Consider the following 13,277-nt stretch of genomic DNA (forward strand, 5'->3'; position numbering starts at 1 on the left):
GCGTGCCGCGCGAATTGCTCCATTATGGAGAATTTTCTAGAATACTCCCAGTGCTATACCTTCGCTGAGGGCCTCACCCAATTCGGCAGCGTTCGCCAATTGCAGTTCGGTTGGTGCCTTCGGCGCCAGTATTTCTTCTGGACTTTGCGCATCGGTCTTGACGATCAACGGGTCGACCACACGTCGTAAGCGCCATCCCTTCGCGATCCGGTCGATCTGGCGCTGCGCCCCTTCGCCATCTGACCCCGCGGCGATTATCGTCGCATAGGGGCGCCCCTCGATCCTGCCCAGCACCGGGTAGTAGCAGCGGTCGAACATCTCCTTCATCATTCCGCTCATGGTGGCGAGGTTCTCCGGACAAACGAAGAGATACGCTGCGGCGTCCAGCAGGTCGGACGACTGAACATCGCTTGCCTTCATGAGCCGAGCTCGTTCGCCACCCGCGTCCGCGGCCGCCCGGGCCAGCGCTTCGCTCGCTCCGGTGCGGCTATGCCAGGCGATCAGTAGGGTCGATGTTGCACTCATCATGCAATCCGGCCTTCAATGCTGTCGAAAGTCAACCGGTACGCGATTGCGCAATAACCCCCAGCCATTAGATTCAGGGGCGATGCGTTCACCACCGGCCTCCCACGTCTTCGGCGTCTCCCGCTCGCTCGCCGGTCGCGCCTGGACCTGGCGCGGCGGCAATATGGATCTTTCGGGCGGCGCGATCGGGCTGGAGGACGATGTGGTCACCCAGTTGCTGCTCGCCCGCGGTGTCGCGCGCGAGGATGTGGAGCGGAACCTCGCACCGACCCTGCGCACCTTCCTCCCCGATCCCTCGATCTTCAACGACATGGACGTCGCGGCGGAACGGATCGCTCAGGCGGTCCTTTCGGGCGAAAAGGTTACGATCTACGGCGATTACGATGTGGATGGGGCGACCAGTGCCGCACTGATGATCCGCCTGCTCGGCATGCTGGGGCATCGGGCGGACTATTATATTCCCGACCGCCTGCTGGAAGGTTACGGCCCCAGCGGGGAAGCGCTGGTCAAGCTGGGAGAGGCGGGTTCGAGCCTGGTCATCACCGTGGATTGCGGTGCCATGGCGTACGACGCCCTGTCGATGGCGCGCGATGCCGGCGTCGACGTCATCGTCGTCGATCATCACAAATGCATGGCGGAACTGCCACCTGCGGTCGCCATGGTGAACCCCAACCGGCTGGACGAGAGCGACGAGGCGGCAGCCCACGGCCATCTCGCGGCGGTGGGTGTCGCGTTCCTCCTCGCCATTGCGACGGTGCGGACGTTGCGGCGGCGTGGGTACTTCGAAAATCGGCCCGAGCCCGACCTGATGAGCCTGCTCGATCTGGTCGCCCTGGGCACGGTAGCGGATGTCGCAGCGCTGCACGGTCTCAATCGCGCATTCGTGGCGCAAGGGCTGAAGGTGATGGCGCGCCGCGCGAACACCGGCATGAGCGCCCTGATCGATGCGAGCCGACTCAAGCGGGTGCCGGCCTGTAGCGATCTGGGCTTTGCACTGGGGCCACGGATAAACGCAGGCGGGCGGGTCGGCGAATCGAGCCTGGGCGTACGGCTCCTGACGACGGCGGACGATGCGGAAGCGAATGCGATCGCAGAACAGCTGTCGCGCCTCAACGAAGATCGCCGCGCGATCGAGGCAGCCGTACAAGAAGCGGCGGAGGAACAGCTCGCCGCGCAGCACAACCGCGCGGTCCAGGTTGTTTTCGGGGCCGGCTGGCACCCCGGGGTAATCGGCATCGTCGCCGGGCGAATCAAGGAGAAGACCGGGAAACCCGCGCTCGTCATCGCGACCGACACGGAAACGGGCGAAGGCAAGGGGTCGGGACGATCGATCGCCGGGGTGGACCTGGGGGCCGCGATCATCGCGGCTCGCGAGGCCGGGTTGCTGGTGGCCGGTGGCGGCCACGCGATGGCCGCGGGCCTCACCATTGCCGCCGACCGCGTGGAACAGTTCGCCTCCTGGCTCGACGAGCGCCTCGCGGCGTCCGTCGGCCGTGCCATCGCGGGGCAGGAGGCTGCGATCGATCTGGCGCTTGCGCCCGGTGGGTTGCAGCCGAGCCTGATCGAGACGCTCGACCGGGCTGGTCCATTTGGCATGGGCTGGCCCGGCCCCCGAGTCGCGATCGGTCCGGTATCGCTCGTGAAGGCAGACATCGTCGGGCACGACCACCTGCGTCTGATCGTGTCGGGCGGGGACGGGCAATCGCTCAAGGCGATCGCGTTCCGCGCGGCGGGCCAGGATTGGGGTCAGCAGCTGCTCCACGCGGAACGCGGTCGCCGCCTGTGGCTGCTGGGCCGGGCCAAGATCGACGATTGGGGGGCTCGTCCGCAGGCCGAACTTCACCTCGAAGACGCTGCCTGGGCGGATCGCTGAGGGTTTCCACGCTGGGGCTTGACCCGTTCGATTCGCACTTCTAAACGCGCGGCTCGCTTCCGGATGGCGTATCTCCGGCCCCTTCGTCTAGCGGTTAGGACGCGGCCCTTTCACGGCTGAAACACGGGTTCGATTCCCGTAGGGGTCACCATTCGAAAGCGCGATGCCTTGGGGCGCGAGCCCCCGCGCATGGCCCCTTCGTCTAGCGGTTAGGACGCGGCCCTCTCACGGCTGAAACACGGGTTCGATTCCCGTAGGGGTCACCATCTCTCTCTATCCTCGCCTCTCCCGAATGGCTGCGATACCGCGGCTGGTGGCCCAGACGGAAAGTCGCTAGTGGCGCTGCGATGGATTCGGAACACCGCATCCCCGTTGCCGGTCTGCTGCTGGCGGTGATCGGCTCTGCCGCGCTGTTCGCGGCGGGATTGTCGTGGGAGCTTTCCCTGGGTCTGCTGCTCGTGTGGGGCTGTTCTCTCTTCATCCTGCCGCGCCCGGAAACCCGCACCCAATCGACCGCGCCGACCGCCGAAGCCATGCGCGCCACGTTCGCCGAAATCATCGAACATTCCGCGACACCCCTGATGCTCACGGTCGGTAACCGGGTGGTCAATGCCAACAATGCCACCCGCACGACCCTGGGTGCGCACGTCATCGGTCAAGACGTCCGGGTCGCGTTGCGCCACCCCAATGCCGTGGAATTGCTCGACTCGGGACGTAACGGAGAAACGGTCGTGACCGGCCTCGTGCGGCGCCAGGACATATGGCGCATCAGTCAGGTGCAGAGCGACCTCGGCTTCAACGTGGTCGAACTGACCAATCGCACGGCCGAGGCGGATGTGAGCCGCGCGCATACCGATTTCGTCGCCAATGCCAGCCACGAACTGCGCACCCCCCTTGCCTCCATCCTAGGCTATATCGAGACGTTGCAGGAGGCGCCGGGGTCGATCGACAGCAAGACGTCGACCCGGTTCCTGGAAATCATCCACCGCGAAGCGCAGCGCATGCAGAACCTGGTGAGCGACCTGATGTCGCTATCTCGGGTCGAAGCGGAAAAGCACGACCTTCCGGAGACGAATGTGGATCTCGGTGCCTTGGTACGCCGCGCTGCGGTCGAAGGTGCAGGCCATGAACGCCGGAACCGGCTGACCATGCATTGCGAGCCTGACATCGTCGTGCGCGGCGATGCGCAGCAGCTCGAACAACTCGTTCGCAACCTCGTCGACAATGCGCTGAAATACGGTGCCGCCGATGGCCCGGTCACCGTCGAACTGACCCGGTACGGTGTCGGAAACGCGCAGTTGTCCGTGGCCGATACCGGCGACGGGATCCCGGCCGAACATATCCCGCTGTTGACGCGTCGGTTCTATCGCACCGATCCCGGGCGAAGCCGCGCCGCGGGTGGAACCGGGCTGGGACTGGCGATCGTGAAGCATATCGTCGAGCGTCATCAGGGACGACTGGATATCGAAAGCACACCCGGCGAGGGAACGCGCGTCTCGGCCCGCCTTCCGATGGTCGAAACCGATCCGTCGCAAGCGCTCCCGGAACAGGCGGGCACAACCGGGGGGCTTCCGCCGGAGGAGGACGTGGGGGTCCACGGGTAATAATGCTGTCACATTGCTCGAACACAGAACGGTCTATAGGCGGACGATTCTCCGCTGGCGGTGAACAGCCGCCTTTCTCTGCCGCCCACCCGTTTCGCCATTCTTGTTCTCCAGCCGCAGGGTTCTGCTGACCTTCATGTCGCCAGCTTTTCTCTTCATGCTCGTCGTCGGCCTGGCGCTGATCGGCTGGCTTTCCGCCCGGGCCAAGGCGAAGCGTTTCCTCGCCGAATCGCAGACCAAGCGGATCGTGGCGCGCCCGACCTATCACGCCTGGTTCGTCGCCCTGTGGATCGCCCTGCCTCTGGCCGTATTCGCCCTGGTCTGGGGGATCGTTTCCCCGATGCTGATAAACCGCTCGGTCCTGGCATCGCCGGCGGCGTCGGCCCTGCCCGCCTTCGGTTTCCAGCGCGACACCATGCTGGCGGAAGCGTATGCGGTGGCTACCGGCAATTCGCGGGCGGTGTTCAACCCCGATGCGCAGGCGCTGGTTCAACCGTTTCGGGAAGCGATTCAGTTCTACGGCACGGCCGGCGTCCTCCTCGCGCTCGCGATCGCGGTGATATGCGGGCTGTGGGCGTGGACCCGGCTCAACCCGCGCTTCCAGGCGCGCGTTCGCGTGGAACGGACCGTGATGCTGGTCTTGCTGCTCGCCTCGCTGGTGGCGATCCTCACGACCTTCGGCATTCTCGTCAGCCTGGTTTTCGAGACGGTGCGCTTCTTCGGGATGGTTTCCCCGATCGATTTCCTGTTCGGAACCCACTGGGCACCCGACCCGATGGCCTCGATTTCCGCCACCCAGCCCGACCGTTTCGGCGCGATCCCGCTATTTTGGGGCACAATCTTCATAGGCGCGATAATAGCGATGATAGTCGCCATTCCGCTCGGCCTGATGAGCGCGATATATTTGACTCAATATGCCAGCTCCACTTGGCGCAGATGGCTCAAACCCGCGCTCGAGATACTCGCGGGCGTGCCCACGGTGGTCTACGGCTATTTCGCCGCGCTGACGGTCGCCCCGCTCATTCGCGACGGGGCGCAGGCGGTCGGCATCGCGAATGCTTCGAGCGAAAGCGCGCTCGCCGCCGGGCTTGTGATGGGGGTGATGATCATCCCGTTCGTTTCCTCCATGGCGGACGACAGTATCGCCGCCGTGCCCGGCGCGATGCGCGACGGCAGTCTGGCGATGGGCGCGACCAAGTCGGAAACCATCAAGCGCGTTCTCATCCCCGCCGCCCTTCCGGGCATCGTCGCGGGTGTGATGCTGGCGGTGAGCCGCGCCATCGGGGAGACGATGATCGTCGTGATGGCTGCGTCCACCGCCGCCAACCTGACCGGCAATCCGCTGGAAGCGATGACCACCGTCACCGTTCAGATCGTCGCCCTGTTGACCGGCGAGGCGAGCTTCGACCATCCCGCCACGCTCAGCGCCTTCGCCCTCGGCTTCGTCCTGTTCATGGTGACGCTGGCGCTCAATTTCATTGCGCTGCGCGTCGTCAAGCGCTTCCGGGAGGCGTATGAATAGCACCACCGCCCCGCCGCCCCGGGCACCGACCCGCAGCGCCGCGTTCGAGAACCGGCTGAAGCGCCGCTACGCCGCGGAACGCCGCTTCAAATGGTTCGGCCTAGCCGCCATACTGTTCTCGATCCTGGTGCTCGGCCTGCTGCTGGGCAACATGATCTACAAGGGGGCGAGCGGCTTCCAGCGAGCCGAGCTGGAGGTCTCGATCGATTTCGCCAGTTCCGGCCTCGCCGCCGATCCGCGCACGCTCCAGCAACCCGGTGCCGTGCAATTGCTGGAGCTGCAGGGCCTCCCGCAGATCGTGGAAGCGGCGGCCGTGCAATCGCTGGGCGAGCAGGGTGCCGCACAGCTAAGCTCGGATGCCTGGCGCGAGGTCGCGAATGACATCGTCGACGATCCCGAGCTGCTGCAGCGTACCACCTCCGTCTGGCTGCCCGCCAATGGCGACCTCGCCGAAGCGATGACCGGTGAAGTTGCTCCCGAAATGCGCGCGCTGGCGAATCGACTGGAAAGCCGGGGGCTTCTGTCGGAGCGGTTCGATGGCGGGTTCCTTACCCGTTCGGACGCGACCGATCCGCAGCAGGTCGGCATCTGGGGCGCGTTGAAGGGCTCGATCCTGACGATGATCGTCACCCTGGCGCTGGCCTTCCCGGTAGGCGTCCTTTCTGCCCTCTATCTGGAAGAATACGCGCCCAAGAACCGGTGGACCGACCTCATCGAGGTTTCGATCAACAATCTCGCCGCGGTGCCATCGATCATCTTCGGCCTGCTCGGCCTCTCGGTCTTCCTATTCATTTTTCCGAACATGCGCTCGGCCCCGCTAATCGGGGGCATGACCCTGGCTCTGATGACCATGCCGGTGATCGTCATTTCGGGCCGTAACGCGATCAAGGCGGTGCCCCCGTCCATTCGCGACGGAGCGCTAGCGATCGGCGCGTCGCGGATGCAGGTGGTGTTCCACCATGTCCTGCCGCTCGCCCTGCCCGGCATTCTGACCGGCACCATCATCGGCATGGCCCGTGCACTGGGCGAGACCGCGCCGCTCCTGATGATCGGGATGCGCGCCTTCGTCGCGACGCCGCCCGATGGTTTCACTTCCCCGGCCACGGTGCTTCCGGTACAGATCTTCCTGTGGTCCGATGAAATCGACACGGGCTTCGTCGCCCGAACCAGCGCCGCGATCATCGTGCTGCTGTGCGTCCTCCTCCTGATGAACGGCCTCGCCATTTACCTCCGCAACAAATTCGAGAAGACCTGGTGACCCTAGTCCACGACAATCTCGAGCCGCTCGAGGCCAAGATCCGCACCCGCGACGTCGACGTCTATTACGGCGAGAAGCAGGCGATCGATTCGGTCTCGATCGATATTCCGACCGAATACGTCACCGCGTTCATCGGCCCGTCCGGGTGCGGTAAGTCGACTTTCCTGCGCTCGCTCAATCGCATGAACGACACCATTCCCTCCGCGCGGGTCGAGGGGTGTATCGAGCTGGACGGCGAGGATATCTACCGCACGAAAATGGACGTCGTACAGCTGCGCGCGCGCGTAGGCATGGTGTTCCAGAAGCCCAATCCCTTCCCCAAATCGATCTACGAGAACATCGCCTACGGCCCCAGGATCCATGGCCTTGCGGAAAGCAAGTCCGACCTCGACGAGATCGTGGAGCGCTCCCTGCAACGCGCCGGCCTGTGGAACGAGGTAAAGGATCGCCTCGGCGAATCCGGCACCGCGCTATCGGGCGGGCAGCAACAGCGGCTGTGCATCGCCCGCGCGATCGCGGTCGATCCCGAGGTTATCCTCATGGATGAGCCGTGCTCCGCGCTCGATCCGATCGCTACCGCGCGCGTGGAGGAGCTGATCGCCGACCTGACCGGGCGTTACGCGATCGTGATCGTGACCCATTCCATGCAGCAGGCGGCGCGCGTGTCGCAGCGAACCGCCTTTTTCCACCTCGGAAAGATGGTGGAATATGGTCGCACTAGTGACATATTCACCAATCCGCTCGAAGAGCGGACCAAGGACTACATTACGGGACGATACGGATGAGCACCGAACACACGGTCAAATCCTTCGACGAGGACATCACGCGGCTGCGCGGGCTCATCACGCAGATGGGCGGCCTCGCCGAATTGGCTACGCAGCAGGCGCTCGATGCGCTCGTCAACGGAGACGAGGAACTGGGCCACCGGGTCGTGGCCGGCGACAAGAAACTGGACGCACTGGAAGCGGATGTCGACCGGATGGCCGTTCGCATCATCGCGCTGCGCGCGCCGATGGCGGACGATCTGCGCGAAGTCATCGCGGCGCTGAAGATCGCGGGCGTGGTGGAGCGGATCGGCGATTATGCGAAGAATATCGCCAAGCGCGTGGGTCGCATCGAAGGCCGGACTCACTTCGAGCCCCTGACGCTGCTTCCCGCCATGGCGGAACTTGCGATCGAGATGGTCCACGATGTACTTTCCGCCTACGCGGCCCGCGATCCCGAGCTGGCGCGCGAAGTGATCAAGGCGGACGAGAAGGTCGACGCCTTCTACAACAGCATATTCCGCAACCTTGTCAGTCACATGGTGGAAAACCCTTCCACTATTTCGAGCGCGGCGCAGCTGCTCTTCATCGCGCGCAATCTGGAACGCATCGGCGACCACGCCACCAATGTGGCGGAGATGGTGCATTTCGCGGCCACCGGGTCCTATCCCACCGACGACGACTGACACGAAACGGTCTTGGAAGCGTCATAGAGGGCTCGGGTAGCCATAGCGAGTTTGCCAATGTCCCCCGCCAAGCTGATCCTGGTCGAAGACGACCCCGCCCTTGCCGAATTGCTGGAATACCGTTTCCAGAACGAAGGCTATCAGGTCCGCGCCACGTCCGACGGTGACGAAGCGCTGTTGATGGCACGCGAGGATGTGCCCGATCTGGTCATCCTCGACTGGATGATAGAGGGGACCAGCGGGATCGAGGTCTGTCGGCGGCTGCGCCGCGACAGCGAGACGGCCCATGTTCCCATCATCATGCTGACCGCGCGCGAAGCCGAGGACGATCGTATCCGCGGGCTGGAAACGGGGGCCGACGACTACCTGACGAAGCCCTTCTCCCCGCGCGAACTGCTCGCACGGGTGGCCGCGGTCATGCGCCGCATCCGGCCTGCCCTGGCCGGCGAGACGATCGAAGTCGGCGATATTCGCCTCGACCCGGTTGCGCACCGGGTCGAGCGCAAGGGACGCGAACTGCATCTGGGTCCGACCGAGTACCGGCTGCTGAAATTCCTGATGGAGAGCCCCGGCCGGGTTTTCAGTCGCAACCAGCTGCTCGACGGGGTCTGGGGTACCGAAAGCGACATCGAACTGCGTACGGTGGATGTGCATATCCGCCGCCTGCGCAAGGCGATCGACATAGAGGGCACGGAGGATCCGATCCGGACGGTGCGGAGTGCGGGCTACGCCATCCGCGGCTGACCCTTAGCGACAGACGCCGCCGAACCCGCGCGCTTCCTGATCCAGGTGGAAATGGTCGCGGTGAGCATCGTTGTAGTCCGGCGAGAGGACCGTCCCGAAGACGTCGCACGCGCGGTCGCGGGCGGCATGCAGGAACCGGTCGGCCCGATCCGGTTCGGAAGCGGTCGACTCCCAGTCGCGCAGCACACTGATGCGCGTTCCATCCTCCAGCACGAAGGCGGCGATATCGATCGCGTTGCCGGTGGCATGTTCGCTCCACGGGCCGCTGCCGCGTCCATAGAGCCGCCGGCAGCTATAGGTGCCATAATGCTCGATGCGCGCCACCTTCGACCCGTAGATTTCCTGTGCGGCGGGGTTCAGGCCGTCTCGCAACCATAGCTCCAGCGCCGCGGCGACGGCGCAAGTGGTGGGCGGCCGCGCCGGGCTGAGCGGGAAGTCGGTCAACTGCGTGCGATCCTCGCGGCGGCAAGCACCCTCACCCGCCGGTTCCAGCTGGCTGAAGGCTATCGCGCTGCGCTCCAGCACGGCGCGGCACTGGGCCGGATCGTCCCGAAGGGCGGTTATCTTGCGCGCGGTCGCCCAGCCCGGCTCCTCTCGCAGATCGAGCGGAGTCCAGGGGTCGTCCCCAGGATGGTCTGCCAGCCAGGCCCGACCGGCGACGAACAGCCCCAGCAACACCAACAGCCAGAACAGCGCCCGGTCGCGCCGGAAACGGCCCAGCCTGCGCGACAGGCGGGAACGGGAGCTCAATGGAAGTCGCGCGATTTGGGAATGACCCGCACGTTGCGCGGGTGCCCGCCCCCCTGCGGCCCATGATAGCCGCAGTCGCGATTGCCCGGCGGCGGCTCCTGCCACGGCTCGACCGGCTGCGCGCTGGTATAGGGATCGTCTGCCCCCTCGCGCAGATTGTCGCGCGGGTTGACCTTGTTGCCCGGCAGGGGGTTCTTCACATGGTCCGCCCTGGCAAGTGGTGCCTGCAGCAGATCGTCCGACAGTTTGGAAAGCTGGTGCGTCGCGTCGGTCATCTGATGGGCGATGACATGGATCACCTCGTCATCGTATTCGACCCTGCCGCGCACCTCCATCATCCGCGCACCCATCACCACCTTGCGCTGGCGCTCCTTCACGTCAGGCCAGACCACCAGGTTCACCACCCCCGTCTCGTCCTCCAGCGTGATGAAGCACACGCCCTTGGCCGATCCCGGCTGCTGGCGGATCAGCACGACGCCCGCGACCTGCACGATGGAACGGAACTTGCGCGACCTGAGGTCGCTGGCCCGCACGAAACCGCGCCCGTCCAACTCCTCTCGCAGGAAGGACATGGGATGCGCCTTCAGGCTCAGCCGTGTGGTCTGGTAATCGGCGACCACTTCTTCCGACAGGGGCATCACGGGAAGCATGGTAGCACGACGCTCCGCCCCCTCGTCGCGTTCCGCCGCCGCACGGAACAGCGGCAGGTCGGGCGCGGTCACCAGGCTGCGCGCATCCCACAACGCCTGCCGCCGCGACAGGCCCAGCGACCCGCACGCATCGGCGCTGGCGAGCCGCTCGATATGCGAAGCTGGGATGCGGGCACGGTCGTGCAGGTCGTGCAAATCGCGATAGGGACCTCTCGCCTGCCGCTCCCGCATCAGCTCGGCCGCCGCCCCCTCGGGCAGGCCATCGATCTGGCGCAGGCCGAGCCGCAGCGCGACGGCACCGTCTTCCTTCTGCAGCGTGCAGTCCCAATTGGACAGGTTCACATCGGGGGGCAGCACCTCCACCCCGTGCTCGCGCGCGTCGCGTACGATCTGGGCCGGTGCGTAAAAACCCATCGGCTGCGAATTGAGCAGACCGCAGGCGAAGGCGGCCGGATAATGGCATTTGAGCCAGCTCGAGACATAGACCAGGTGGGCGAAGCTCGCCGCGTGGCTCTCGGGAAACCCGTATTCGCCGAAGCCCTTGATCTGGTTGAAACAGCGCTCCGCGAATGCGGGATCATAGCCACGCGCGATCATCCGCCCGACCATCTTGTCCTGATGTTCGTTCACCATTCCCCGGCTGCGGAAAGTGGCCATCGCCTTCCGCAGCTGATTGGCCTCCTCGGGCGAGAACTTCGCCGCATCCAGCGCGATCTTCATCGCCTGTTCCTGAAAGATAGGAACGCCGTATGTCCGCCGAAGAATGGATGACAGCTCGTCCGGCGGACCGTGCTCAGGCGCGGGACTGGGCAGTGTGAAATCGGTCTTCCCTTCCCGCTTCAACCGCCGCTGCTTGAGGTAGGGGTGGACCATGTCACCCTGGATCGGACCGGGACGCACGATCGCCACCTGCACCACCAGATCGTAGAATTCCCGGGGCCGCAATCGCGGCAGCATGTTCATCTGCGCCCGGCTCTCGACCTGGAACACGCCCAGCGAATCGCCTTTGCACAGCATGTCGTAAACGGCCGAATCCTCCGCCGGCACATCCGCCAGCCCAAGCTCGCGGTCGTGATGATCGCGCAGCAGATGCAAGCACTTGCGGATGCAGGTGAGCATGCCGAGCGCGAGAACATCGACCTTCATAATCCCGAGCTCGTCGATATCGTCCTTGTCCCATTCGATGAAGCTGCGCTCTGGCATGGCGCCATTGCCGATCGGCACCGTCTCGGTCAGTGGTCCGTCCGTCAGGATGAAGCCGCCGACATGCTGGCTGAGGTGGCGCGGCATGCCGATCATCTGCTCGGTCAGCGCCAGTACGCGCCGCAGATGCGGATCGGTGAGGTCGAGACCGGTTTCCCGCCGGACATGCTCCGGGTCGATGGTGCGCCCGTGGCCACCCCACACAGTCCGCGCGAGCAGCGCGGTAACATCTTCCGTCAGCCCCATCGCCTTGCCGACCTCTCGCACGGCCATGCGCGGGCGGTAATGGATCACCGTGGCGCACAGCCCGGCCCGATCGCGCCCGTAATGTTCGTAGATGTGCTGGATCACCTCCTCGCGCCGCTCGTGCTCGAAATCGACGTCGATATCGGGTGGCTCGCGCCGCTCCTTCGAAATGAAGCGGTCGAAGAGCAGCTGGTGCCGGGCGGGATCGACACTGGTGATGCCGAGGCAGAAGCATACCGCCGAATTCGCCGCCGAACCGCGCCCCTGGCACAGGATGTCCCGACCGCGCGCGTAATCGACGATGTCCTTGATGGTGAGGAAATAGCGGGCGAGGTCGAGTTCGGCGATCAGCGCGAGCTCTCGCTCGAGGGTCTTCCTCACATTGGAAGGTAAGCCTTTGGGATAGCGCCACTCCTTCGCGCCCTTCCAGACCTGCTTTTCCAGGTGTCGTTGGGGCGAGATGCCGCCGGGATATGCTTCCTGCGGATACTCGTATTGCAATTCGTCGAGGCTGAAGGTGCACGCGTCGGCAACCGCGCGTGCTGCCGCGATCGCGTGCGGCCAGCGCTCGAACAGGCGGACCATCGTGTCGGGCGATTTCAGATACCGCTCCGCATTGCCGTGCAACAAAGGCCCGGCCCGCGCGACCGTGGTCTTGTGCCGGATAGCCGTCATCACGTCCTGCAACGGACGCTTGTCGGGCGTCGCGTAATGCACGTCGTTGGTGGCGAGGATGGAGAGACCACGCATCTGCGCCAGCGCATCGAGTCGCTCGATCCGGGCGATATCGTCGCCGAGATGGAGGAAGCTGGCGGCGATGTGGCGCAGGGTGGGAAATTGCACGGCGAGGTGCGGGAGGAGGTGGTCGAGCGATCCGGAAAGTTCGATTCTCTCGAAATCCTCACCCTGACCTCGGGAGGTGAAAGGGACCACCGTACTGGGAACGGCGATCGTGAACTGCGCCTCCAGATCGGGCGGCGGGATCAGGATGAGTTTCACGCCCTCGCTGTGCTCGGCCAGCATGGCGAGGTTTATCTCGCACACCCCCTTCTCCTGCCATTCGTCGTCGAGCGTGGCGCGGCGACCGGCCGATATGAGCCTGCACAACCTCCCGTAAGCGGCGCGGTCGCGCGGGTAGGCGAGGAAGGAGAGCCCTTCGACCGTCTCGATCCGGCAGCCGATGACCGGCCGCAGCCTGAGCTTCTTCGCCTCGGTATGGATCCGCACCACGCCTGCCATCGTGTTGGCATCGGCAATCCCGATCGCGTCGTAGCCGCGATGGTACGCCGTCTCGACCAGATCGACCGCATCCGATGCGCCCCGCAGGAAGGTGAAGCATGAGACGAGGCCGAGTTCGACGAATGGCGCGCGTTTGGGGGCAGCGATCGTGCCTGGATCGATGCACAGCGTACGGCGCGGGACACCTTCATTCTCGGGCATCCGAAGACGCTT

At 65.0% G+C, this 13,277-nt stretch carries 10 protein-coding genes and 2 tRNA genes; 9 read left to right on the forward strand and 3 right to left on the reverse strand.

Features of this window, described 5'->3' with window-relative positions:
- Positions 1-36 precede the first annotated feature (36 nt).
- Positions 37-525, reverse strand: coding sequence for a flavodoxin family protein (locus MKP08_RS11375; protein ID WP_241555594.1), 489 nt, complete (start codon positions 523-525; stop codon positions 37-39).
- 82 nt (positions 526-607) lie between these two features.
- Between MKP08_RS11375 and recJ the strand changes: the two genes are divergently transcribed.
- The 9 genes from recJ to phoB all read left to right on the forward strand — a co-directional run bounded on the left by recJ (position 608) and on the right by phoB (position 8,976).
- Positions 608-2,398 carry a single-stranded-DNA-specific exonuclease RecJ gene (gene recJ, locus MKP08_RS11380; RefSeq protein ID WP_241553923.1) on the forward strand — a complete coding sequence of 597 codons (1,791 nt, stop codon included), beginning with the start codon at positions 608-610 and terminating at the stop codon, positions 2,396-2,398.
- Positions 2,399-2,474: 76 nt separating this feature from the next.
- Positions 2,475-2,549, forward strand: a tRNA-Glu gene (locus tag MKP08_RS11385).
- Between the two features lie 40 nt (positions 2,550-2,589).
- Positions 2,590-2,664: transfer RNA gene (locus tag MKP08_RS11390), tRNA-Glu, on the forward strand.
- Between the two features lie 81 nt (positions 2,665-2,745).
- On the forward strand, positions 2,746-4,002 hold the full coding sequence (locus MKP08_RS11395; protein WP_241553924.1) for an ATP-binding protein: 1,257 nt from the start codon (positions 2,746-2,748) through the stop codon (positions 4,000-4,002).
- Between the two features lie 136 nt (positions 4,003-4,138).
- The gene (gene pstC / locus MKP08_RS11400; RefSeq protein ID WP_241553925.1) at positions 4,139-5,524 is read left to right on the forward strand and encodes a phosphate ABC transporter permease subunit PstC; all 1,386 of its coding nucleotides are present in this window, start codon (positions 4,139-4,141) and stop codon (positions 5,522-5,524) included.
- A complete protein-coding gene (gene pstA, locus MKP08_RS11405) occupies positions 5,517-6,782 on the forward strand; it encodes a phosphate ABC transporter permease PstA (protein WP_241553926.1) in 1,266 nt (421 codons plus the stop codon). Before pstC ends, pstA begins: the two co-directional genes overlap by 8 nt.
- A complete protein-coding gene (gene pstB / locus MKP08_RS11410) occupies positions 6,779-7,567 on the forward strand; it encodes a phosphate ABC transporter ATP-binding protein PstB (RefSeq protein WP_241553927.1) in 789 nt (262 codons plus the stop codon). Before pstA ends, pstB begins: the two co-directional genes overlap by 4 nt.
- Positions 7,564-8,232, forward strand: coding sequence for a phosphate signaling complex protein PhoU (gene phoU, locus MKP08_RS11415; RefSeq protein WP_215228093.1), 669 nt, complete (start codon positions 7,564-7,566; stop codon positions 8,230-8,232). The genes pstB and phoU overlap by 4 nt, the downstream gene beginning before the upstream one ends.
- Positions 8,233-8,289: 57 nt before the next feature.
- Positions 8,290-8,976 carry a phosphate regulon transcriptional regulator PhoB gene (gene phoB / locus MKP08_RS11420; RefSeq protein ID WP_215228092.1) on the forward strand — a complete coding sequence of 229 codons (687 nt, stop codon included), beginning with the start codon at positions 8,290-8,292 and terminating at the stop codon, positions 8,974-8,976.
- 3 nt (positions 8,977-8,979) lie between these two features.
- Here the strand turns inward: phoB and MKP08_RS11425 are convergent, their stop codons facing one another.
- A complete protein-coding gene (locus MKP08_RS11425) occupies positions 8,980-9,726 on the reverse strand; it encodes an extensin family protein (RefSeq protein WP_241553928.1) in 747 nt (248 codons plus the stop codon).
- Positions 9,723-13,265, reverse strand: coding sequence for an error-prone DNA polymerase (locus MKP08_RS11430; protein WP_241553929.1), 3,543 nt, complete (start codon positions 13,263-13,265; stop codon positions 9,723-9,725). Before MKP08_RS11430 ends, MKP08_RS11425 begins: the two co-directional genes overlap by 4 nt.
- Positions 13,266-13,277 lie beyond the last annotated feature (12 nt).

The organism is Erythrobacter sp. LQ02-29, from assembly GCF_022576075.2.
Lineage (GTDB): Bacteria > Pseudomonadota > Alphaproteobacteria > Sphingomonadales > Sphingomonadaceae > Alteriqipengyuania.

Coding starts and splice junctions, on each gene's coding strand:
- recJ (WP_241553923.1), top strand. CDS start 608: ATGCGTTCACCACCGGCCTCCCACGTCTTCGGCGTCTCCCGCTCGCTC.
- phoB (WP_215228092.1), top strand. CDS start 8,290: ATGTCCCCCGCCAAGCTGATCCTGGTCGAAGACGACCCCGCCCTTGCC.
- pstA (WP_241553926.1), top strand. CDS start 5,517: ATGAATAGCACCACCGCCCCGCCGCCCCGGGCACCGACCCGCAGCGCC.
- MKP08_RS11395 (WP_241553924.1), top strand. CDS start 2,746: ATGGATTCGGAACACCGCATCCCCGTTGCCGGTCTGCTGCTGGCGGTG.
- MKP08_RS11375 (WP_241555594.1), bottom strand. CDS start 525: ATGAGTGCAACATCGACCCTACTGATCGCCTGGCATAGCCGCACCGGA.
- phoU (WP_215228093.1), top strand. CDS start 7,564: ATGAGCACCGAACACACGGTCAAATCCTTCGACGAGGACATCACGCGG.
- MKP08_RS11430 (WP_241553929.1), bottom strand. CDS start 13,265: ATGCCCGAGAATGAAGGTGTCCCGCGCCGTACGCTGTGCATCGATCCA.
- pstC (WP_241553925.1), top strand. CDS start 4,139: ATGTCGCCAGCTTTTCTCTTCATGCTCGTCGTCGGCCTGGCGCTGATC.